Below are 21,359 nucleotides of genomic sequence, written 5' to 3' on the forward strand. Positions count from 1 at the left end.
TCTCCCAACTTTCCCTGAAAATGCTCTACATCAGAAATCCCTGATGCGCGGCCTGACTGGCGGTGTCGCGCATCGTTGTCAGGAAAAGCGTCATCGATGGCCGAGAAAGACACCTATTACATCACCACGGCGATCTCCTATCCCAATGGCAAGCCCCATATCGGACATGCCTATGAGCTGATCGCGACCGACGCCATCGCCCGTTTCAAACGGCTCGACGGGAATGATGTGTTCTTCCTGACGGGCACCGACGAGCATGGCCAGAAGATGCTGCAGACGGCGGCCAAGCAGGGTACCACGGCCCAGGCCCTGGCGGACCAGAACTCGGAGTATTTCCGTGAGATGGCCCGGGTGCTGAATGCCTCGAACGATGATTTCATCCGCACCAGCGAAGAGCGCCATCATCGCGCCTGCCAGGAGATCTGGCGACGGATGGAAGCGGCCGGCGACATTTATCTGTCGAAATATTCGGGCTGGTACTCGGTGCGCGACGAGGCCTTCTTCGACGAGAAGGACCTGGCGCTCAATTCCGATGGCTCGCGCACGGTGATCGAGACCGGAGCCAAGGTGGAATGGGTGGAGGAGGAGAGTTATTTCTTCCGCCTCTCCGCCTATCAGGACCGCCTGCTGAAGCATTATGAGAGCCATCCCGGCTTCATCGGCCCGGACGAACGCCGCAACGAGATCCTGAGTTTCGTGCGCTCGGGCCTGCGCGATCTTTCGATCAGCCGCACCACTTTCGACTGGGGCGTACCGGTTCCCGGCAATCCCAAGCACGTCATGTATGTGTGGGTCGACGCCCTCACCAATTATCTGACGGCGACAGGCTTTCCGGAGGCCGATACCGACCGTTCGAAATTCTGGCCGGCCAGCGTGCACATCATCGGCAAGGACATCGTGCGCTTTCACACGGTCTACTGGCCTGCTTTCCTGATGTCTGCCGGCCTGCCCCTGCCGCATCGCGTCTTCGGCCATGGCTTCCTGTTCAACCGCGGCGAGAAGATGTCGAAATCGGTCGGCAACGTGATCGATCCGTTCACGCTTGCCGAGCACTACGGCGTCGACCAGTTGCGCTATTTCTTCCTGCGCGAGGTTCCCTTCGGCCAGGACGGCAATTATTCGCATGAGGCCATCGTCAACCGCATCAACGCCGATCTCGCCAATGATTTCGGCAATCTTGCCAATCGCTGCCTGAAGATGATCGCGGCCAATTGCGGCGGCAAGGTACCGAGCCCCGGCGACCTCCTGCCGTCCGACGAGCAATTGCTGAAGGCGGCCGACAATCTGGTCTGGCAGGCGCGCGACGCCATCTTCAATTTTGCCCTCCACACGATCCTGGCCGATCTGTGGAGCGTGGTGGGCGAAGCGAACCGCTATTTCGCGGCCGAGGAACCCTGGAAGCTGAAGACCAGCAACCCAGCCCGCATGGAAACCGTGCTCTATGTCACCGCCGAGGTGGTTCGCCAGGTCGCCATCCTGGCCCAGCCGGTCATCCCGGCGGGCGCGGCGCGCCTGCTCGATCAGTTGGGTGTGTCGGAAGACGCGCGCGACTTCGACCATCTCGGCATTGACGGCCGCCTGTCGCCCGACGTCGAGCTGCCGGCGCCGGCAGCAGTCTTCCCCCGCTATGTCGAAGCGCCCGATGGCGCGGGCAAGGCCTGAGACGAGCAAGGTAAGCCATGCTGATCGATAGCCATTGCCATCTCGATTTCCCCGATCTTCAGGCCGAGATCGACGATGTTGTTGCGCGCGCCCGCGAGGCGGGGATCGGGCGCATGATCACCATCTCGACCCGCATCCGGCAATTCGAGAAGATCAAGGCGCTGATCGAGCGCTATGAGGATGTCTTCGGCTCGATCGGCACGCATTGCCTGCACGCCCACGAAGAGGACGATATTCCGCTCGACGCGATCCTGGAACTCGCCGCTCACCCCAAAGTGGTGGCGATCGGCGAGGCCGGGCTCGACTATCACTACGACTATGCGCCGCGCGACGTGCAGGCGCGCGGCTTTCGCAAGCATATAGCCGCGGCCCGGCTCACCGGCTTGCCATTGGTGATCCATGCCCGCCAGGCCGACCAGGACATCGGCGACATTCTCGAGGAAGAAATGGAGAAGGGCTCCTTCACCGCTGTCCTCCATTGCTATTCGTCGGGCCCCGAACTGGCGCGCCGGGGGCTCGCGCTTGGTTTCTACGTGTCTTTCTCCGGCATCCTCACTTTCAAATCGGCGGAGGAGATCCGGGACATCGCCCGCTTCGTCCCGCATGACCGTCTGCTGGTGGAAACGGATGCGCCTTACCTCGCGCCCATGCCGTTCCGCGGCAAGCGCAACGAACCCGCCTATGTAACCAATACTGCGCGGGTTCTGGCTGAGACCATCGGTCTCAGCGAGAGCGAGGTGGCGAGGCAGACCAGCGAGAACGCCTTCCGTCTCTTTGGCAAAATGCCTCGTCCCGACGGCATCCGGGCGGCAGCCTGACGCCGATGAAGTTGACTGCGACCTTATTGGGCTGCGGCTCCTCCGGTGGCGTTCCCCGTGTCGGGTTCGGCTGGGGCAGCTGCGATCCCCTCGAACCCCGCAACCGGCGCCAGCGTTGCGCTCTGCTGCTGGAACAGGATGGGGCCGAGGGCGGCCGCACCACGGTGCTGATCGACACCGGCGCCGATATGCGCCAGCAATTGCTTGATGCCGAGGTCAAGGCGGTCGATGGGGTACTCTATACCCATGATCACGCCGACCATACCCACGGCATCGACGATCTGCGCGTGCTGGCGCTCTATCAGCGCAGCCTCGTTGACGTCTATGCCGACCGGCGCACCGCCTCCTTGCTTCGGTCCCGCTTCGACTATTGCTTCGAGACGCCGCCGGGCTCGTCCTATCCGCCCATCCTCACGCTCAACACGATCACGGTCGGGCAGGCCGTGACGATCGGAGGCGCCGGCGGTTCGATCACGGCCCTGCCGTTCGAGCAGGACCACGGAGATATCCAATCCCTCGGCTTTCGCATCGGGAACCTCGCTTATTCCAGCGATGTCAACGGATTGTCGAAAGAGAGCGAGGCTTTGCTGCAGGGACTGGACGTCTGGATCGTCGACGCTCTCCGCCCCACGCCGCATCCCAGCCACTGGTCACTGCCGGAAACGCTGGCCTGGATCGAAAAACTGAAACCGCGCCGCGCCATCCTGACCAACATGCACACGGACATGGATTATCAGACCCTGAGGCGCACCTTGCCGGCGGGCGTCGAGCCGGGTCACGACGGCTTGCGTATCGACCTGATGCGGCCGGAAGCAAAACGCCTCTAAACCGAAACGCTGCTTTGCTCCCAGCTTTTTGGTTCGACGCGTCCTTGCGATTGCTGACGTGGGTGCCAACGCGCCAGGCGCTCTGGAACAAACCGACCGAAAAGCACAAAATGTGACATTAATGTTCATGCTGTTTCAATTGCTTATGTGATAGATTCCTCTTTCTTGTCATGAAGAGGATTCGTCCTAAGGAATTGTTCGGTTGGCTGGTCAGCACGTTTTTCTCAATCTTCTCGCCGGTGTCGCCCTTCTGATCTGGTCCACCCGTCTGGTAAAGACGGGCATCATGCGGGCCTTCGGCGAGCGATTGCGCGGCGTGATTTCGCGAGCGACCTCCAATCGTTTTTCTGCCTGCCTGGCCGGGGCAGGGGTAGCCGCGGCTCTGCAGAGTTCGACGGGCTCGACCCTGCTGGTGATGTCCTTCGTCGAGCGGGGGTTCCTCACGCTCGCCATGGCCCTGGCCGTGTTGCTCGGCAGCAATGTCGGCACCACGATCGTGGTCCAGGCTCTGTCCTTCGATCTTTCCGCCCTGATGCCGGTCCTGATTATCGCCGGCGTGGCCTCGTTCATGCTCGGGCGCTCGTCCGTGTCGCAGAATGTCGGCCGGGCCATGATCGGCCTTGGCCTGATGATCCTGTCGCTGCATCTGGTTGTGGGAATTGCCGATCCGATCCGCCAAAGCGAGATCATGACGCTGATCTTCGAACGTCTCAACGGCCAGCCCTGGGCCGCGCTGCTGATCGGCGCGGCGCTGGCGTGGCTCGTGCATTCGAGCGTGGCGATCCTGCTTCTGGTGATGTCGCTCGCCGGGGCAGGAGTCGTGGGCATTCCGCTCGGATTTGCCCTGGTCCTGGGCGCCAATATCGGCTCGGGGCTCGCACCTCTGGGCTTATCCCTGGCCGCGCCGATCGAAGTCCGACGTGCTTTGCTCGGCAATCTCGGCACCCGCTTGGTCGGGGCCGTGGTGCTCTTGCCGCTGATCGGCTTCATCCAGCCTTGGCTGGCGCAGTTGGAGACCTCGGGAGCCCGCCAGATCGCCAACTTCCATGTCGGCTTCAATCTGCTGCTTCTGATCGTTTTCCTGCCCTTCATCGGCCAGACCGCACGCCTGCTCGAAAGGCTGGTGAGGGCGCCGGAAGCGCCGATCGGCGAGCGCCCATCGCCCGTGCTCGACGAGGGGGATTTCGACAGTCCTTCGGTCGCGCTGGTCGCGGCCTCCCGCGAGGTGATCCGGCTGGCCGAACTGGTTGAGATCATGCTGCGGGAATCGATCATAACCTTCGAGGAACAGGACGATTCCAGGCGCAAGCAGATCAGCCAGCTTGATTACCAAGTCGATCGGCTACAGGAGAACATCAAGCTCTATCTGACCCGGCTGACGCGGACGCCGCTGGACAAGGATATGAGCCGGAAGGCGTTCGAGCTCATCCTGTTCACCACCAATCTGGAGCATGTCGGCGACATTCTAGACAAGACCCTGCTGGAACTGGCGGCCAAGAAGCAGCGGCTCAATCTGAGCTTCTCGAGCGAGGGCTGGGCTGAAATCAAGGCCATGCATCGCGAAGTGGTGGCGCAGATGCGCCTCGCCATCACGGTGTTCATGACGCAGGATCCCGTCATGGCCCGGCAATTGGTGGTGGCCAAGGACCATATCCGCAATTTCGAACGCTCGGCGGCCGAGAGTCACCTCAACCGCCTGCGCGCCGGCACGCTGGCTTCGATCGAGACCAGCTCGCTGCATATGGACGTCATCCGTGACCTCAAGCGCATCGTCGCCCATTTGACGGCCGTGGCTTATCCGATCCTTGAGGCTGCTGGCGAGCTTTCGACGTCACGCCTCAAGGATGCCGGATAAAATCTAGCTTTACCAATGTGATAAATAGAATTTTTCCAGCGATTGATCAGCTACAGCGGATTGGGATCACCCCGGCGCAGCAGTGAGATCCCGCACCACGTCGAGGAGTACGCTCGCACCGGCGATCAGATCGGCATCCGGCGTGAACTCCTTGGGATTGTGGCTAATGCCGGCGGTGCTGGGTACGAAGATCATGGCTGAAGGCGCGATCCTTGCCATCATCTGCGCATCATGGCCGGCCCCTGAAGTCATCCTGCGGCAGGGCAGGCCGCGCCGGGCAGCAGCCCCTTCGATCTGCTCCACCAGTCCGCCGTCGAAGACGACCGGCTCGAACCGGGCGAGGCGCTCGACGGATACCCTGACGCCCTCCACCCGGGCCAGCACATCGAGAATGAGGCGAGGGCGGTTTCTGCCTCGCGCAGGCGCGTCTCATCGGGATCGCGCAGGTCCACGGTGAGGATCGCCCGCGCCGGAATCACGTTGATGGCATTCGGTTCGAACCGAAGACTGCCGACGGCCGCCACCGCCGGCATATTGGCGGCAATGGCACGCTCGTGCAGAAAGGTGATCACCCGCGCCGCGGCATGGCCGGCATCGTGGCGCAGCGACATCGGGGTGGTGCCGGCATGATTGGCGAGTCCCTCGATGGTGATGCGTTGCCAGGAGATGCCCTGCAGCGTTTCAACGGCGCCGATCGCCAACCCTTCGCGTTCCAGCACCGGGCCCTGTTCGATGTGGAGCTCCAGATAGGCATGCGGCTCGAGGAAACCGGGTTCCAGTTCGCCCGCATAGCCGATCCGCTCCAGTTCGTCCCCAAGCCTGGTCCCGTCGATGCCGATGGAATCCAGCGCCGCTTCGACAGACAATCCGCCGGCATGGACCAGCGAGCCCATCATGTCCGGCGCATAGCGCACGCCTTCCTCATTGGTAAAGGCAGCCACGGCAATTGGGCGGTTCGGGCGCCAGCCCGAGGATTTCAGCGTCTCTATCACTTCCAGGCCCGACAGCACGCCATAGCAGCCATCATAAAGTCCCGCGTCGATGACGGTGTCGATGTGCGAGCCGAGTAGAAGCGGCGCCTCGTCCTGCGCATCTTGCGGCCGCCAGATGCCGAAGATATTCCCGATCCTGTCGATTGCAATCTCGAGTCCCGCGTCGTCGAGCCATCTTACCAGCGCGTCACGCCCCGCTCTGTCGGCGTCGGACACGGCCAGCCGGACCAGTCGGCCATCATCGTCGCGGCCGATCGCCCCGGGGCTGCGCAGCCGCCCGAGCAGGCGCTCGGCTTGGATGGACACCTCGCTCATGCCCGGGCCTCCGCGTTCGCCATCTGCACATCCTCGGGGGTGAGACCGACGAGATCCCGATAGCGCTCGGGGTCGGTGGCGCCTTCGCTGTTGATCACCAGGACGCGGGCATCCGCGTCCAGGCCGAGAGCCTGACGCATGGCATCGTCGCGAGTAGCCCGGAGCAAACCGGCAAGACCGGCCGCGCCGCTCTCGCCGGCGACAATGGCGGGATCACCCGACAGGGGGCGAGCCATGTCGTTCATCGCCGCGATCGCTTGCCCGTCGTCAATCGTCATGAAGCCGTCGGCCACACGCGCCAGGATCCGCCATGCGACCTGCGAGGGTTCGTAGCATTCCAGCATCGCCATCACCGTGGGCGCTCCATGGCTGACCTTTACCGGGCGGCCGGCCTTTGCGCTGGCGAAGACACAGGCCGAGAGAGCGGGCTCGACCACCACCAGCTTCGGTCGCCGGGCTTCGAGGACGAGTTCGGCATGACCGCCGAGCGCGGCGGCGACGCCTCCGACGCCGGCCTGGACGAATAAATGGGTTGGCGGCTCGCGCATCTGCAGCAAGGCTTCGCGCAGGATGGTGGTATAGCCCTGCATCACCAGACTCGGGATGCGCTCATATCCCTCCCAGGACGTATCCGAGACAATGGTCCAGCCGCGGGTCTGGCTGACACGCGCAGCCTCGGTCACAGAGTCGTCATAAGTGCCGTTCACCCGCACGATGTCGGCCCCGAAGGCGGCGATCGCCTCCACGCGCCCCTGGCTCACGCCGCCATGTACGAAAATTACGGCTTTCGCTCCGACGAACCGCGCTCCCTGCGCCACGGAGCGACCATGATTGCCATCGGTCGCGCAGGCGAAGATCATCCCCGCGGCAGCCGATCTGACGTCGGCAGAACCGATTTCACTGTAATCGACCTGTCTCCCCAGCTGCCGGCTGGCCTCTTCGATCACAAGCCGGACCACGGCATAGGCCCCGCCAAGAGCCTTGAAACTACAAAGGTCTAGACGCTGTCCCTCATCTTTTACAAAGAGATTGCGGATGCCGATCCGGGCCGCGAGGGCCGGCAGCGAGAGCAGGGGAGTCGGGTGGTGATCGGCACGTAAGGCCAGGAAGCGCCCGACCTCGTCTGCACCGGCGCTTCCCAACATGGCAGCGTCCTGGGCAGGCAGCGGAGAGCGGTAGTGAGGACCGGAATTGGCGAGAAGCATCTTGATCTCCATTGTCGCGATGCAATCCTATTGCGCAGTGCATAATAAAAGCGCTCTCATTGGAGACAGTTGGCGCAATTTTGTATCGTCAGGTCTTCATGTCCCGCATTTCCGGCTCATCCCTCGAACTGGATGGCTTCGACGTTGCCATTCTGGCCATCCTGCAACGTGACAACCGGACGCCCCAGCGCAAGATTGCCGAGGCCATTCATCTATCGGCGCCGGCCGTGCAACGCCGCATCCACCGCCTGGAGGCGAGTGGCATCATTACCGCGAATGTCGCCTTGCTCGACCCGGCAAAGATTGGACAGCCCCTGACCATCGTCGTGAACGTTGATCTGGAGCGTGAACACAGCGCCTTGATCGATGAAGCCAAAAAGGCATTTCTAGCCGAAACCAGCGTACAGCAATGCTACTATGTCGCCGGGGAAACGGATTTCGTGCTGATCTTGAACGTGCCGTCGATGGCCGATTACGAGGCCCTGACGCGGAAGCTGTTCTTCGCCAGCGACAACATCAAACGCTTCCGGACTTTCGTCGTGATGGATCGGGTCAAGACCGGCACCAGCCTGTCCCTGGACGGAGTTCCAGGGTCCACCACACAATCACGCCCGAATAAATAGAGTTAGAAAAATTAATCAATATGTTGATTTATAATAATATTTTTATATTCTTAAACCCAAGAATCGTCGCTTTCATGACCAAGATTTCATATTGCTGGCCTTGAAGCCGCCCGGTTCTTGGCACCACATCCGGCCGTGCTGATCGATCGAATCCCGAGGTGGAGCGTCCGAAACTTCGTGGCGTGCTCGGGCTGGGCGATCGTAGAGGAGCAAGGCGAATAATGGATCTGAACAATCTGCTTGGAAAAGTGCTGGGTGCCGGTGGGCAAATTCTCGACACGCCAGGCAAGAAATTGGCAGCCGGCGGTGCCGCGGCAGGCATCCTGTTTACCGAGACTGGCCGGGACCTGGCTGGCGCTGCGGTGAAATATGGCGGCATTGCCGCTATCGGCGCGCTGGCGCTGCATGCCTGGCAGCGCAGCCAGGCCCAACAGGCTGGCGCGCCGGCAACGGCCGACAGTGGCGCGACCGCAGCGAACAACGCGCCTGGCGGCTTCCTGCCACCGCAATTGTCGAGCCCGCAGCCGCTGCCGCCCGTCATCGACGCCCGCGCAGTGGAGGCAATGGCTGTGGAAACGCCCGCGGCAGCTGAAAGCCATGCCAAGCTCTTACTGGGCGCCATGATCAATGCGGCCAAGGCCGACGGCAATGTCGATGCCGAGGAGCAGAGCCTGATCCTCGGCCATGCCGACAAGCTCGATCTCTCCGACGAGGAACGCAACTTCCTGTTCCAGGAATTGAGCAAGCCATTCGACATGGAGCCGATCGTGCGCGGCGCGACCACGCCGGAACTGGCGGCCGAAGTCTACGCGGTTTCGCGCATCGCTGTCGGCGCCGCATCGCCGGCCGAGAATTCCTATCTGCACGTGCTGGCCGGCCGCCTGAAGCTGCCGCAGACCGTGACCGGTCAGATCGACGATGGTCTGGCTGCCGCCGTCGGCCGATAGGCGCCACGGGGCGCCGGATCGCCATGATCCCGAACTCGCAGGAGACCGGGCTTTTGAGAAAAGCCCCGGTTTATCAAGCCCTTGGGTGGGTCGGGAGGACAGGATTATGTTCCATAATATATCTTATGCGAATTAGAGATGGGGCCAAGCGCCCCACTCCCGGGACTGGTTTCGGCCCGCCTTCGCCGCATCCTTGAGCAAACACTCACAATCGAAATAGCCGGCTGTCGGTGACGCATCTTGCCGGCTTTGGAAGCGCTCTTCGGACGCACGGGCTTCGTCCGTGCGGTACCTGGCAAGGCCGCGGCGCGCCACGCAGTTTCAGCCGACCATCGACTGCCGCTCATCGGCATGCCAATTTCAGCGACTAGGACCGACATTTTCGGAGGTCGTCCGATGTGCCGCATGTTCCTCCTCTGCCTGCTCTTGCTGGCGCCGCGAGGCCGGGCGCGATCCGGCCCTCCGGACCGCCATGCGCGCCATTGACGAAGCGGCCCTTACGGACCGTTTTCCGAGTCACTCAAATCGCTAGGAAACTACTTTAATTTATATATAGAATATATTGATATACATGGATTTTTATGATAGGCTTTGCTTCGATAAGCTCTCGATCTCCGCGATCATGGCATCGGTACTGCGTGTACGGCAATAATGGCCGTTCATGCTCTCGATCGAAGCAATGTGATTTTCGGGCGTCTCGGCTGCACAACAATCCTCGATCTGCGTCACGAGGAAGCCGCGGTCGGCCGCGTCTCGAATGGCGGATTCGACGCATTGGTCGGTCACCACCCCATAGATGACCAGGAATTCCACGCCGAGATTGCGCAGCACATACTCGATATTGGTGGCGTTGAAGATGCCGGATGCCGTCTTGGGAATGACGATCTCATCGCCTCTGGGACCGACGGCCTCGATCACCTTGGCCTCCCAGCAGCCCTTCGGGAAATTCAGGCCCGAGATCTTGTGGTCGAGGCTACGGTCCCGCCCATCCTGAGTCAGGCTTTCCAGCACGGTGAAGATCACCTCGATGCCAGCCGCCCTGGCCGCTTCCTGCAGGCGCGCCTGGTTCGGGATCACCACGCTATCGATGCGCTCATAGAAAGCCCGCTTCGCCGCTTCTGGCGTACCGGGCATGCGCGCCCGGGCCAGGATCTGCGCATTGAACTCGCCGTTCTGCATGTCGACATTGAGCAGCGCCGTTCGGGCCGGAACGATCGCGCGCTCCCGGTAAGCGCCCCGCGGCGCGTCGATGGCTGGAAGGCCGGCCATGAGGTCCTCACAGATGGAATGCCTTGTTGTAATTCAAATTACGGCTTTGCCCGTAATTGACCTATCCTGTACCGAGCCATTGTGAAAGACAATGGCATCCGCACGGACGCCGAGAAGAGGTATCGCCATGGAGCCCCCAAGAGCCGCCCTGCCCCAGACCGGTACGACGCTTGCCGACCGCGTCGCGGCGACCATGCCATCCCTGAGCGATGCGGAGAAACGGGCGGCCCGCGCCCTCCTCGCCCGTTATCCGACCACCGGCATGGAGACGGTGGCCCTGTTCGCCGAGAGGGCCAAGGTGAGCGCTCCCACCATTCTGCGCTTCGTGGCCAAGCTGGGATTTCTAGGCTATGCCGATTTTCGGCGTGCCCTGCGCGAGGAGATGGAGGCTCAGGCCGAATTCCCCCTGACGCGCCCCCATGCGGATGCCTCGACCTCGGCGCTCGCCGAATTCGGGGGCGCCCTGGCCGAGACGGTGCAAGGCTCGATCGCCATGATCAACGAGGCGGAACTCGCCCGTCTGGTCGACATCCTCGTCGATGAGCGACGCCAGGTCTTTCTGCTTGGCGGCGACTTTACCGAGCCGGCCGCACGTCATCTCGAATTCCATCTGCGCAAGCTTCGCGGCAGGGTCCGACTGTTCTCTCCGGGCCTGATGCGACGCGCCGACGAACTCGCCGAACTTCGGCGCAAGGACGTCGTCATTCTGTTCGACATCCGCCGTTATCAGGCGGATACCGTGCGTACGGCCGAGGTGGCCAGGAGCCGCGAAGCCGTAGTCGCTCTCTTTACCGACCAGTGGATGTCGGATGCCGCTCAGGTTGCCGATATCGTGCTGAGGGCCCGTGTCGACGTTCCCTCCCCCTGGGACAGCCTGATCGGTGTAATCGCCCTGGTGGAAGCCGTCGCCCTCGCCATCGACGCCCGGCAATGGCCGATTGCCAGAGCCCGCTTCGAAACCATCGAAGGTGTCCGTCACAAGCTGCTCCCATGACGCTCGTCATTTTTGCCAAAAATTACGGCATCTCCGCTATTAACATCATCTTGTAAGAAATAATTCTCGCATGCTAGCGTTCGTCCCCATAATAACAGGGGAACGGCACGCCAATGGCAACAAGGCCTGAGAGCGTCATCACGGTCTGCTGTAGCGACATTGCCGGCCAGGTCAGGGGCAAGGGATTTCCCGCAGCCGATCTGGAGAGCCGCCGTCGCTTCGGTGTCGGCTGGACCCCGACCAACGTCATGATCAACTGCTTCGGCCGTATCCCCGCCACGCCCTTCGGTGCGGAAGGCGACCTCATGCTGGTGCCGCAAGCGGGTGGGGATATCCGCCTGCCCTATGAGGACGGCACGCCCGCCGAGCACATCATTCTCGGCGATATCAAGACCATGGCGGGTGAGGCCTGGGATTGCTGCCTGCGCAGCCTGCTCAAGCGAGCCCTGGCCGCACTCGAAGAGGAGGCGGGCCTGCGCCTCGTCGCCAGCTTCGAGCACGAATTCTGGTACGAGGCCGGTGAGGAACGCCCGGGCGACTCTTATGCGGCCAGCAGTCTCAGAGGCATGGAGGGCTTCATCGGCTCCTTCCTGGCGGCCTTGCGTGCCAACGATATCGTCCCCGACACCTTCCTGCCCGAATATGGGCCAAGGCAGTATGAGATTACCATCGAGCCGGCGGAAGGTTTGAAGGCGGCCGACCAGGCGGTGAAGCTCCGCGAGATCTGCCGCTCGCTGGCCCGCCGCCACGGCAGCCATGCCAGTTTCTCGCCGGTGGTGACGCCGGGTATCGTCGGCAATGGCGTGCATATCCATTTCAGCCTGACCGATCTTGCCGGCAAACCAGTCTGTCATGCCCCCGCAGGTCCGGCCGGACTGAGCGAAATCGCTGCTTCCTTCTGCGCCGGCATTCTTAGGCATGCCCGGGCGTTATGCGCCGTTACCGCGCCGAGCGTGATCTCCTATGAGCGACTGAAGCCGCATTCCTGGTCGGCCTGTTACGCCAATCTCGCCGATCGGGACCGCGAGGCGCTCTTGAGGATCTGCCCTTATCCGGAGATCGAGGGCGTCGATATCGCCAAGCGCTACAATATCGAATATCGCGGTGCCGATGCCACTGCGAGCCCTTACCTGCAGCTCGCCATGCTGGTTTTTGCCGGCCTTTCGGGCATACGCGACACCCTGCCCGTTCCCTTCATCTCCAGCGGCGATCCGGGACGCTGGAGCACCGAGGAGCGCTCTCAGCGCGGTATCCACGACCTGCCGCGCAGCCTCGACGAGGCCTTGGAAGCACTGGAGGTCGACAGCCTCGCCACGGCCTGGCTCGGCCCGGTGCTGACCAAGGCCTATCTGACGCACAAGCGCGGTGAGATCGAGATGGCCGGGGATAAGGGCCTGGAAGAACTCTGCGCGCTCTATGCGAGAGCCTATTGATGACCTCGCCCCTGCGCACAAGCTCGATCGGCTTGCTCACTGGCGGGGATCCGCCGCCGGTCGGCCTGCACAATGGGGAGGCCTCCTCGCCGTTCCTGATCATCTGCGACCATGCCGGCAATGCGGTTCCCGCCGCCTTGGCGGGGCTGGGCCTGCCACAATCTGAGCTCGACCGCCATATCGGTGTCGACATCGGCATTCTGGGCGTCAGCAAAGGCCTGTCCGATCATCTGCAGGCGCCCCTGATCTTCCAGCGTTATTCGCGTCTGGTGGCCGAGTGCAACAGGCGGCTCGACTCGCCGAGCTTCATGACCCCCATTTCCGACGGAACGCTCGTGCCGGCCAACCAGGATCCAGCGGCCGATGACCGCCAGGCCCGCATCCGCGAGATCGTCGAACCCTATCATGCCGAGATATCAGGCCGCATCGACCACCGGCTGGCGGCCGGCCTGCCCCTCATCCTGGTGTCGATGCACAGCTTCACGCCCTCGCTCCGCGCCGCGCCCGCCCCGCGCCCCTGGCATATCGGCCTTTGCTATCACCACAATCGTCACTTCTCGGACCTGGTTCTCGATGAGCTGGCCCACCAGCGAGATCTCGTGATCGGGCGCAACGAACCCTATGGCGTCAACATGGCCGAGGATTATTCCGTGCCCGTCCATGGCGAGGAACGGCGCCTGCCCTATGTCGAATTCGAGATCCGCCAGGACCTGATCGCCGATGCCTCCGGCCAGGCTGCCTGGGCGGAGCGGCTCGCTCCCGTCCTGAGCGCGGCCCATGCGCGCTTGGCAATGGAGAGCGGCCGATGATCCCCGACCGCAATGCCCCTCTCGATCCAGCCCGGACCGCCATCCTGGTGATCGACACGCAAGATGGCATCTTCAACGCACAGGCGGAGGTGACGCGTCCCCATTTCTATCGCTCGGCACGAGACATCACGATTCCCAACATCGCGCGCCTGCTGGCCGCCAGCCGGGCCGCCGGTGCCGAGATCGTCTATACCGTCATCGCCAGCCTGACCAGGAACGGGCGCGACCGCAGCCTCGACTACAAGCAAACCGGCTTTCATTTCGCACCCGGCAGCCCGGAAACGCATGTCATCGCCGAACTCGCGCCAGGGCCGGACGAGATGGTGCTGCCGAAGACTTCTTCCAGTCTCTTCAACTCCACCAATTTCGAATATCTCATCCGCAATATCGGGCTCGATACCATCGTGGTGACGGGCTTCCTGACCGACCAGTGCGTCGACCACACAGTGCGCGACGGCGCCGATCGCGGCTTTCGCATGGTCTGTCCCATCGACGGCTGCACCACCGACACGCCTGAGCGCCATGAACAGGCCCTGAGTGCCTTCAAGGGCTATTGCCGGCAGGCCAGCACCGACGAGTTGGTCGGCGAACTGGCGAGCCCGCGGGGACGCGGCGATGGCTGAACCGTCCGCGCAATCCACCGCTCCCCTGCTGCGCACGGCCGATCTCACCAAGGCCTTCCGCGGCCTGGTCGCCCTGCGAAATCACGCGATCAGCGTGGGGGCGGGCGAGATCGTCGGCATCATCGGTCCGAACGGATCGGGCAAAAGCACCTTCTTCAATCTGGTAACCGGCTTCTCTCGTCCCAATGCCGGCACGATCGAGTTCCTGGGGCAATCGATCGCCGGCCTGTCCACCGCTGCCATCGTCGAACGGGGCATCGCCCGGACCTTCCAGGGCTCGCGCCTGTTCGGCTCGCTGAGCGTGCGGGACAACGTGCTGGCCGCGGCGCAGCTTCGTCACCCCATCGGCCCGCTGGCGGCGATCGTGCGGGGCGCGCGTTACCGGGAGCGCCTGGCTGCCGCCCAACACTATGCCGATGAACTGCTCGAACTGATGGCCCTCAAGCCGAAGGCCCGGCAGCCCGCATCCGCCCTGCCCTATGGCGACCAGCGACGCCTCGAAATCGCCCGCGCCTTGGCGACGCAACCACGCCTGCTGCTGCTCGACGAACCCGCCGCCGGCCTCGATTCCCACGAGACTCGAATCCTGGCCGGGCTGATCCGAACCATCCGGGATCGCTACGGCATCGCCGTCGTCGTGGTCGAGCACGACATGGACCTGATCATGACTCTGTGCGAGCGCATCCAGGTCCTGGCCACCGGCGAGGTCATCTGCACCGGCACCCCCGCGGAAGTGCGCAGCAACAGCAGGGTCCGGGAGGCCTATCTCGGCCATGCCTGACGCCCCCTCTTCCCCCCTGCTCCGGATCGACGGGCTCGAAGTCAATTTCGGCGCGGTGCGCGCGCTCAAGGGCGTGTCCCTCGATGTCGGACAGGGAGAAGTCGTCGCACTGGTCGGTGCGAACGGTGCCGGCAAGAGCACGACGCTGCGCACGGTTTCCGGTCTGAGCCGCCCGAAGTCCGGAAGCATCAGCTTTGCAGGCAACACCATCACGGCCCTTCGGCCGGCCGAGATCGTGCGGATCGGCATCTCGCACAGTCCGGAGGGCCGGCGCCTGTTCGGCAGCTTGACGGTAGCGGACAATCTGCGCCTCGGCGCCTGCACGCGTCGGGATCGCGCCGGCATCATCCGAGACCAGGAACGCATGTTCGCCCTGTTCCCCATCCTCAAGCAGCGCTTGGCGCAATTGGCCGGCACGCTCTCGGGCGGCGAGCAGCAGCAGCTTGCCCTTGCCCGCGCCATGATGGCCGCCCCCCGCCTCCTCCTGCTCGACGAGCCCTCGCTCGGCGTCGCTCCGCTGCTGGTCCGTCACATCTTCGACGCGCTGGCCGAGCTCAAGCGCCAGGGCATGACCATGCTCCTGGTGGAGCAAAACATCGCCATCGCGCTCGAGCTGGCCGATCGGGCCTATGTGCTGCGCACCGGCCGGGTGGTGCTGTCCGGCAGCTCCGCCGAGCTGACCGCCAATGACCGCGTCGCCCAGGCCTATCTGGGGGCCGATGAATGAGCGCCTTCGAATATATCCTCCAACAGATCATCAACGCCGTCAGCCTGGGCAGTCTCTACGCCCTGGTCGCCGTGGGCCTGTCCATCGTCTTCGGCGTGTTGCGGCTGACCAATTTCGCCCATGGCGATGTAATGATGGTGGGCGCCTTCACCACCGTGATCCTCGGCGCCGCCGGCATGCCTTTCGCTCTCGCCATGCTCTGCGGCATCCTCGCCGCCGCCCTGGCCGGCCTCGTGATCGAACGCATCGCCTATCGGCCCATCCGCAGCGCGCCGGACGTGACGCGGCTGCTGACGAGCCTGGCCGTCACCTACATCCTGGAAAATCTCGGCATCCTGGCCTTTACCTCTTCACCACGTAATTTTCCCCTGCCCGACCTGCTCAACGGCTCCTGGCAATTGGCGGAGGGCGCCATCACCTTCACCAACATCAACCTGCTCACCATCGGCCTCTCCTTCCTGTCGCTGCTGGTCCTCGGCTGGTTCATCACCCGCACCACCGTCGGGCTCGGCATGCGCGCGGCGGCCGAGGACATGTCGGCCGCCCATCTGGTCGGCCTCGACGTCAACCGCGTGATCGTGATCGCCTTCGTGGTGGCTTCCGCCTATGCCGGGCTCGCCGGCGTGCTCTGGGCGGCGCAGGCGGGCGTCGTCCAGCCCCAGATGGGTTTCACGCCCTTGCTGAAGGCCTTCGTCGCCGCGATCATCGGCGGCTTCGGCTCGATCTCGGGCGCCCTCGTCGGCGGCTACATGCTTGGGGCGCTGGAGATCTTCATCGTCGCCTTCCTGCCGGATGCCGTGACGCCCTATCGCGACGCCATCGTCTTCAGCCTGCTGATCGCCTTCCTGCTGTTCCGTCCCGGTGGCCTGCTGCAGCCCAATCGCGAGATCAAGCTATGAAAGCCGGCCTGCGCCTTCCGCTCACCATCGCCCTGGGCCTGGCGCTCGCTGCCGTGGTCGCCATCGGTGCGCCCCTTGTCCTGAGCGATTATTTCACCCGCATCCTCATCCTGATCGCGCTCAACTCGATCCTGGTGCTCTCGCTATCCCTCAGCAACGGCTTCACCGGCGTGTTCTCGCTCGGCCATGTCGGCTTCGTCGGCGCGGGCGCCTATGCCTCGGGCATTTTGTCGCTGACGGTGCAGCAGAAGGCTGCCTTGCTGCCGCATCTACCGGCGCTGCTGTCGGGCTTCAGCCTGCCCTTCCTGCCGGCCACATTGGCGGCAGGCCTGTTCACGGCTCTGCTCGCGGTGATCGTCGGCTATCCCCTGATGCGCCTGTCGGGCTATTTCGTCTCGGTGGCGACGATGGGCTTTCTCATCATCGTCAACGTCGTCCTGATCAATGCGGCCGATTTCACCCGCGGCTCGCGCACTTTCACCGGCGTGCCGCTGCAGACCAACCTGCCCTGGGTGATGGCTTGGCTGGTGGTGACACTGCTCCTGCTGGCCCGCCTGGTCTATTCGCCTTTCGGCCGCTCGATGATGGCCGCCAGGGACGACACCATCGCCGCCGGCGCCGTCGGCATCGACGTGCTACGTACACGGCTGATCGCCTTCGTGACCGGGGCCTTCTTCGCGGGCGTGGGCGGCTCGCTCTATGCCCATTATCTCGGCTCTTTCTCGCCGATCACCTTCTACTTCGCCATGACGCTGAACCTGATCGCCATGCTCGTCCTGGGCGGCATGGGCTCCCTTTCCGGCGCCCTGATCGGCGTCGTCTGCGTCTCCCTTCTTTCGGAAGTGCTGCGCACGGCCGAGCGCGGGTTCAGCCTGCTCGGCGTGAGCGTGCCGCCTCTGTTCGGGGCGAGCCAGATCGTGCTCGGCATCCTCTTCATCCTGATCATGATCTTCCGGCCGAAGGGGATCATGGGCGACCGCGAACTGACTTTCGGGGCGACCAAAACATCGGCGAGCAGTCCATCAATTGAGAGGTGACCAGATGTTGACGTTGAGCAGACGCAGAACCCTCGCCCTCGGCCTGTCGGCCGCCGCCATGCTGGCGATTGCCGGCCCGGCTCTCGCCGCCGATCCGATCAAGATCGGCTATTCGGCCAATCTCACCGGCGTGCAGGCCTCGCTTGACGGGCCGATGCTGAACGGCGCCAAATTGGCGGCGCAGGAGATCAATGCCGCTGGCGGCGTACTGGGCCGGCCGATCGAGCTGGTGACCTATGATTCAAAATCGGACGCTACCGTGATCTCCACCGTCGCCAGCCAGATGATCGACAGCGACAAAGTGGTCGGCATCATCGGCTTTGCGGATTCGGATTCGGTGCTCGCCATCGGCCCCCAGGTCCAGAAGGCGGAAATCCCCTTCGTCACTCCGGGCGCCACCTCGCCCAAGCTGCCGGCCCAGCTCGGCAACGAGGTCTTCCTCGCCGCCTTCGGCGACAACGTCCAGGCTGCCGTGGGAGCCGAGTTCGCGCTGAAGACGCTGAACGCCAAGACCTGCTATCTGCTCACGGATATCGGCACCGAATACACCACCCTGCTCTCCGACTATTTCGTCAAGGCCTATGAGCATGGCGGCGGCAAGATCGTCGGCAAGGACAGCTACAAGATCGGCGACAAGACCTTCACGGCCCAGATCGCCAAGATCAAGGCCTTGTCCGAAAAGCCGGCCTTCATCTATGCGGCCGCCAATGCCGAGGAGATCGGCCTCATCCTCAAGCAATTGCGTCAGGCCGGTATCACCCTGCCAGTGGTCGGCGGCGACGGGTACGACACGCCCCTGCTGCTGCAGGTCGGTGGCGAGGCCGCCAACGACACCTATTTCACCACCCACGCTTTCATCGGCGATGGCGCCAACGCCAAGGTGAAGGCCTTCATGGACGCATATCAGAAGGCCTACAACACCGCGCCCGAAAATGCCTTTGCCGCACTCGGCTACGATGCGGTGAAACTGATGGCCGATGCGATCAAACGGGCCGGTGCGCCCGAGTCCGCCAAGATCCGCGATGCTCTCGCGGCGACTTCCGGTCTCGACGGCGTGACGGGCACGATCACCTACCGCCCGAACGTCTCGGTGCCGGACAAGTCGGTCTCGGTGATCGGCGTCAAGGGCGGCAAGCTCACGCTCGCCGGCGAGGCCGCACCCTCCTTCGTCGCGGAGCCCTGACATGGCCGCGCCCCTGTCCTTGTGGGAGGTCTATCGCGCCGCATTCGCCGGCGCGATCTTCACCGATCTGAGCCACGCCTTCCACCCCGGGCAGCCCCGCTTCTCGGCCTTTCCGGACGAGGAGCGCCAGCTCGTATTCGACTACCCCAAGGGCGATGCCTTCCAGGTGCATCGCTATGCCTTTGTGGGGCAATGGGGCACGCATGTCGATCCGCCGGTACATTTCATCGAGGGTGGGCGTGCGGTTGACGACCTGCCGGTCACTGAAATGCTGCTGCCCCTGGTGGTGCTGGATATCCGCGAGAAAGTCGCCGGCAATGCCGATGCCACACCGGAGCCGGCAGATGTCGCAGCCTGGGAGGAGCGCAACGGGCCCATTCCCGCCGGATGCTTCGTTGCCCTGCGCACCGGGTGGTCGAAACGCTGGCCCGACAATGAGCGCTTCTATAATCGCTCGGCGGACGGTATTTCCCATTGCCCCGGCTGGTCGCGGGTGGTGCTCGAGGAACTGTTCGAGGGACGGGGGATCGCCGCCATCGGCCACGAACAGATCGACACCGATCCCGGCCAGGCGACGTCCAGGGGCGATTTCAGCCTCGAACATTATGTACTCTCACGCGACCGATGGCAGATCGAGCTGCTCGCCAATCTCGATGAACTGCCGGAGGCCGGCGCCTTGATCATGGCATGCTGGCCAAAGGCGAAAGGAGGTTCGGGCTTTCCAGCGCGCGCCATCGCAATCCATCATTGATTTCCGACAGGTTCGGTCTCGTGCCTGCCCTGCCAAAAGCATTCCGACGGACCGCGCTCAACTCATTCCAGGCGAGTATTCACATACGAAATCCGTCCGCACGATATCGCTTCCCCACGAAGACAGGCATTTCACGCCTAGCTTGACTTCACAAGCCAGCACTTCGACACACACTGCACTTACCTGACCCGTCGCACTCGAATCCATGTGACCGCACAACCATTCCGTGCTAGCCTATCCTTAGGTAATTTTGCCTGATACGCCTGGAGTGAACATGGGACTGTTCAATTTCATCAAAGACGCCGGCCACAAAATGTTCGGTTCGAGCAAGGCCGAGGCGGCACCGGCGCCGGCTCCGACCGATGTCGCCGCGCTGGTGAAAAAGCAGATCGAGGAAGCCGGACTCAAGGCCGACGGCCTGCAGGTATCGGTGGACGGCGACAAGGTCGTCCTGGGCGGCACCGCCCCTTCCCAGGAAATTGCCGAGAAGATCATCCTCACCGCCGGCAACAACAATGGCGTGGCGCAGGTCGACAGCCAGCTCGGCGTCAACACCCCCGGCACGCCCTCGACCATGTATACGGTCGTCAAGGGTGACACGCTCTGGGCCATTGCCGAGAAGCATTACGGCAAGGGCAAGGGCAATCTCTACAAGGAGATCGTCAAGGCCAACACGCCGCCGGTCAAGGATCCCGACCACATCCTCCCAGGCTGGGTCCTGCGCATTCCGCCGATCGGGCAGGCCTAAAGCACATCCAGCGTCCCAGCTACAGATCGAACCCGGCGAGCCGTCTCGCCGGGTTTTTCTTTCGAGGAGGTGCTTTTCAGAAGATGACACACGCCGCACCTCTTGGCTGCAGGCGCCTCGGCGCTTGCCTATTGCCATCTAGAGCAGGGTGATTTTTGGTTGAATCGTTGGATTCCCAAATCGATTGAGAAGTGATTCAAGATAGCTGCGGCGGAGGAGGCCGCAGCGAATGGCAGTTCCTTATTCGATGGACCTTCGTGAGCGGGTTGTTCGAGCGGTCAAGGAAGAAGGGTTTTCGCGCAACCAGGCGGCGCTGCGTTTTGGCATAGCGGTTTCGACGGCGGTGCTTTGGCTGCAGCGGGACAAGGCAAACGGCAGTGTGGCGCCGGGGAAGATGGGGGGCCATAAGCCGCGCGCGATCAGCGGTGAGCATCATGACTGGCTGGTTGGGCGCTGCCGAGACGGAAGTGCCTTCACGATCGCCAAGTTGATCAAGGAATTGGCCGAGCGCGGGCTCAAGGTCGACCATCACAGTGTGTGGAATTTCCTGCACGAGCAGAAGCTGAGTTTTAAAAAAGGACGCTGGTCGCCAGCGAGCGCAGCCGGCCCGACGTCGCCCGGCGCCGGCAGCAATGGATCAAATACCGTCCCCTGATCACCCCCGAGCGGCTTGTGTTCATCGACGAAACTTGGACCAAGACCAACATGGCCCCGCTCCGCGGCTGGAGCAAATGCGGCGAGCGGCTCGAGGCCGTCGTTCCCCATGGCCATTGGAAGACCCAGACCTTCATTGCCGCTCTGCGCCATGATCGGGTGGAAGCACCCTGGGTCCTGGATGGTCCGATCAACGGCGAGAGTTTC

19 protein-coding genes and 2 pseudogenes are annotated in these 21,359 nt (G+C 63.1%); 18 read left to right on the forward strand and 3 right to left on the reverse strand.

Going from position 1 to position 21,359, the window contains the following annotated elements; all coding sequences use genetic code 11:
* Window positions 1-96 precede the first annotated feature (96 nt).
* The 4 genes from metG (at window position 97) to C5L14_RS16940 (ending at window position 5,162) form a co-directional block, all read left to right on the forward strand.
* Window positions 97-1,662 carry a methionine--tRNA ligase gene (metG, locus tag C5L14_RS16925; RefSeq protein ID WP_105863186.1) on the forward strand — a complete coding sequence of 522 codons (1,566 nt, stop codon included), beginning with the start codon at window positions 97-99 and terminating at the stop codon, window positions 1,660-1,662.
* Window positions 1,663-1,679: 17 nt separating this feature from the next.
* Window positions 1,680-2,480: a TatD family hydrolase gene (locus C5L14_RS16930; RefSeq protein ID WP_105863187.1), complete on the forward strand. Its 801-nt coding sequence runs from the start codon at window positions 1,680-1,682 to the stop codon at window positions 2,478-2,480.
* Between the two features lie 5 nt (window positions 2,481-2,485).
* On the forward strand, window positions 2,486-3,307 hold the full coding sequence (locus C5L14_RS16935) for an MBL fold metallo-hydrolase (RefSeq protein WP_105863188.1): 822 nt from the start codon (window positions 2,486-2,488) through the stop codon (window positions 3,305-3,307).
* A gap of 202 nt (window positions 3,308-3,509) precedes the next feature.
* On the forward strand, window positions 3,510-5,162 hold the full coding sequence (locus C5L14_RS16940; protein ID WP_105863189.1) for a Na/Pi cotransporter family protein: 1,653 nt from the start codon (window positions 3,510-3,512) through the stop codon (window positions 5,160-5,162).
* Window positions 5,163-5,228: 66 nt separating this feature from the next.
* On the opposite strand, the pseudogene C5L14_RS16945 reads toward C5L14_RS16940, so the two are convergent.
* Window positions 5,229-6,469, reverse strand: a pseudogene (locus tag C5L14_RS16945) (Zn-dependent hydrolase).
* Entirely contained in the window at window positions 6,466-7,674 is a 1,209-nt protein-coding gene (locus C5L14_RS16950; RefSeq protein ID WP_105863267.1) for a diaminopropionate ammonia-lyase, read from the reverse strand. The pseudogene C5L14_RS16945 and the gene C5L14_RS16950 overlap by 4 nt, the downstream one beginning before the upstream one ends.
* A gap of 98 nt (window positions 7,675-7,772) precedes the next feature.
* On the opposite strand from C5L14_RS16950, the gene C5L14_RS16955 reads away from it, so the two are divergent.
* On the forward strand, window positions 7,773-8,297 hold the full coding sequence (locus tag C5L14_RS16955; RefSeq protein ID WP_105863268.1) for an Lrp/AsnC family transcriptional regulator: 525 nt from the start codon (window positions 7,773-7,775) through the stop codon (window positions 8,295-8,297).
* 221 nt (window positions 8,298-8,518) lie between these two features.
* A complete protein-coding gene (locus C5L14_RS16960) occupies window positions 8,519-9,244 on the forward strand; it encodes a tellurite resistance TerB family protein (RefSeq protein WP_105863190.1) in 726 nt (241 codons plus the stop codon).
* A 579-nt stretch (window positions 9,245-9,823) separates the two neighbouring features.
* Here the strand turns inward: C5L14_RS16960 and C5L14_RS16965 are convergent.
* Window positions 9,824-10,513 (reverse strand): cysteine hydrolase family protein, encoded by a 690-nt coding sequence (locus C5L14_RS16965; protein ID WP_105863191.1) that lies wholly within the window; start codon window positions 10,511-10,513, stop codon window positions 9,824-9,826.
* A 127-nt stretch (window positions 10,514-10,640) separates the two neighbouring features.
* On the opposite strand from C5L14_RS16965, the gene C5L14_RS16970 reads away from it, so the two are divergent.
* The 12 genes and pseudogenes from C5L14_RS16970 to C5L14_RS17025 all read left to right on the forward strand — a co-directional run.
* Window positions 10,641-11,507, forward strand: a complete 867-nt coding sequence (locus C5L14_RS16970; RefSeq protein ID WP_181161206.1) for a MurR/RpiR family transcriptional regulator — start codon at window positions 10,641-10,643, stop codon at window positions 11,505-11,507.
* A 113-nt stretch (window positions 11,508-11,620) separates the two neighbouring features.
* The gene (locus C5L14_RS16975) at window positions 11,621-12,940 is read left to right on the forward strand and encodes a glutamine synthetase family protein (RefSeq protein WP_105863193.1); all 1,320 of its coding nucleotides are present in this window, start codon (window positions 11,621-11,623) and stop codon (window positions 12,938-12,940) included.
* Window positions 12,940-13,749 carry an N-formylglutamate amidohydrolase gene (locus C5L14_RS16980; protein WP_105863194.1) on the forward strand — a complete coding sequence of 270 codons (810 nt, stop codon included), beginning with the start codon at window positions 12,940-12,942 and terminating at the stop codon, window positions 13,747-13,749. The genes C5L14_RS16975 and C5L14_RS16980 overlap by 1 nt, the downstream gene beginning before the upstream one ends.
* Window positions 13,746-14,372, forward strand: coding sequence for a cysteine hydrolase family protein (locus tag C5L14_RS16985; RefSeq protein WP_105863195.1), 627 nt, complete (start codon window positions 13,746-13,748; stop codon window positions 14,370-14,372). Before C5L14_RS16980 ends, C5L14_RS16985 begins: the two co-directional genes overlap by 4 nt.
* Window positions 14,365-15,153, forward strand: a complete 789-nt coding sequence (locus C5L14_RS16990) for an ABC transporter ATP-binding protein (RefSeq protein ID WP_181161207.1) — start codon at window positions 14,365-14,367, stop codon at window positions 15,151-15,153. The genes C5L14_RS16985 and C5L14_RS16990 overlap by 8 nt, the downstream gene beginning before the upstream one ends.
* Entirely contained in the window at window positions 15,146-15,880 is a 735-nt protein-coding gene (locus C5L14_RS16995; protein ID WP_105863196.1) for an ABC transporter ATP-binding protein, read from the forward strand. The genes C5L14_RS16990 and C5L14_RS16995 overlap by 8 nt, the downstream gene beginning before the upstream one ends.
* Window positions 15,877-16,779, forward strand: coding sequence for a branched-chain amino acid ABC transporter permease (locus C5L14_RS17000; protein ID WP_105863197.1), 903 nt, complete (start codon window positions 15,877-15,879; stop codon window positions 16,777-16,779). The genes C5L14_RS16995 and C5L14_RS17000 overlap by 4 nt, the downstream gene beginning before the upstream one ends.
* Window positions 16,776-17,816 carry a branched-chain amino acid ABC transporter permease gene (locus tag C5L14_RS17005; protein ID WP_105863198.1) on the forward strand — a complete coding sequence of 347 codons (1,041 nt, stop codon included), beginning with the start codon at window positions 16,776-16,778 and terminating at the stop codon, window positions 17,814-17,816. Before C5L14_RS17000 ends, C5L14_RS17005 begins: the two co-directional genes overlap by 4 nt.
* A 4-nt stretch (window positions 17,817-17,820) precedes the next feature.
* Window positions 17,821-18,999, forward strand: coding sequence for an ABC transporter substrate-binding protein (locus C5L14_RS17010; RefSeq protein WP_105863199.1), 1,179 nt, complete (start codon window positions 17,821-17,823; stop codon window positions 18,997-18,999).
* A gap of 1 nt (window position 19,000) precedes the next feature.
* Window positions 19,001-19,750: a cyclase family protein gene (locus tag C5L14_RS17015; protein ID WP_105863200.1), complete on the forward strand. Its 750-nt coding sequence runs from the start codon at window positions 19,001-19,003 to the stop codon at window positions 19,748-19,750.
* A gap of 274 nt (window positions 19,751-20,024) precedes the next feature.
* On the forward strand, window positions 20,025-20,498 hold the full coding sequence (gene lysM, locus C5L14_RS17020) for a peptidoglycan-binding protein LysM (protein WP_105863201.1): 474 nt from the start codon (window positions 20,025-20,027) through the stop codon (window positions 20,496-20,498).
* A gap of 229 nt (window positions 20,499-20,727) precedes the next feature.
* Window positions 20,728-21,359 (forward strand): annotated as a pseudogene (locus C5L14_RS17025) (IS630 family transposase); the annotation flags it as partial.

Origin of the sequence: Labrys okinawensis (genome assembly GCF_002982075.1) — a bacterium.
Classification (GTDB): domain Bacteria; phylum Pseudomonadota; class Alphaproteobacteria; order Rhizobiales; family Labraceae; genus Labrys; species Labrys okinawensis_A.

Coding starts and splice junctions, on each gene's coding strand:
- C5L14_RS17000 (WP_105863197.1), top strand. CDS start 15,877: ATGAGCGCCTTCGAATATATCCTCCAACAGATCATCAACGCCGTCAGC.
- C5L14_RS16980 (WP_105863194.1), top strand. CDS start 12,940: ATGACCTCGCCCCTGCGCACAAGCTCGATCGGCTTGCTCACTGGCGGG.
- C5L14_RS17010 (WP_105863199.1), top strand. CDS start 17,821: ATGTTGACGTTGAGCAGACGCAGAACCCTCGCCCTCGGCCTGTCGGCC.
- lysM (WP_105863201.1), top strand. CDS start 20,025: ATGGGACTGTTCAATTTCATCAAAGACGCCGGCCACAAAATGTTCGGT.
- metG (WP_105863186.1), top strand. CDS start 97: ATGGCCGAGAAAGACACCTATTACATCACCACGGCGATCTCCTATCCC.
- C5L14_RS17015 (WP_105863200.1), top strand. CDS start 19,001: ATGGCCGCGCCCCTGTCCTTGTGGGAGGTCTATCGCGCCGCATTCGCC.
- C5L14_RS16975 (WP_105863193.1), top strand. CDS start 11,621: ATGGCAACAAGGCCTGAGAGCGTCATCACGGTCTGCTGTAGCGACATT.
- C5L14_RS16985 (WP_105863195.1), top strand. CDS start 13,746: ATGATCCCCGACCGCAATGCCCCTCTCGATCCAGCCCGGACCGCCATC.
- C5L14_RS16930 (WP_105863187.1), top strand. CDS start 1,680: ATGCTGATCGATAGCCATTGCCATCTCGATTTCCCCGATCTTCAGGCC.
- C5L14_RS16955 (WP_105863268.1), top strand. CDS start 7,773: ATGTCCCGCATTTCCGGCTCATCCCTCGAACTGGATGGCTTCGACGTT.
- C5L14_RS17005 (WP_105863198.1), top strand. CDS start 16,776: ATGAAAGCCGGCCTGCGCCTTCCGCTCACCATCGCCCTGGGCCTGGCG.
- C5L14_RS16990 (WP_181161207.1), top strand. CDS start 14,365: ATGGCTGAACCGTCCGCGCAATCCACCGCTCCCCTGCTGCGCACGGCC.
- C5L14_RS16960 (WP_105863190.1), top strand. CDS start 8,519: ATGGATCTGAACAATCTGCTTGGAAAAGTGCTGGGTGCCGGTGGGCAA.
- C5L14_RS16935 (WP_105863188.1), top strand. CDS start 2,486: ATGAAGTTGACTGCGACCTTATTGGGCTGCGGCTCCTCCGGTGGCGTT.
- C5L14_RS16970 (WP_181161206.1), top strand. CDS start 10,641: ATGGAGCCCCCAAGAGCCGCCCTGCCCCAGACCGGTACGACGCTTGCC.
- C5L14_RS16995 (WP_105863196.1), top strand. CDS start 15,146: ATGCCTGACGCCCCCTCTTCCCCCCTGCTCCGGATCGACGGGCTCGAA.
- C5L14_RS16965 (WP_105863191.1), bottom strand. CDS start 10,513: ATGGCCGGCCTTCCAGCCATCGACGCGCCGCGGGGCGCTTACCGGGAG.
- C5L14_RS16950 (WP_105863267.1), bottom strand. CDS start 7,674: ATGCTTCTCGCCAATTCCGGTCCTCACTACCGCTCTCCGCTGCCTGCC.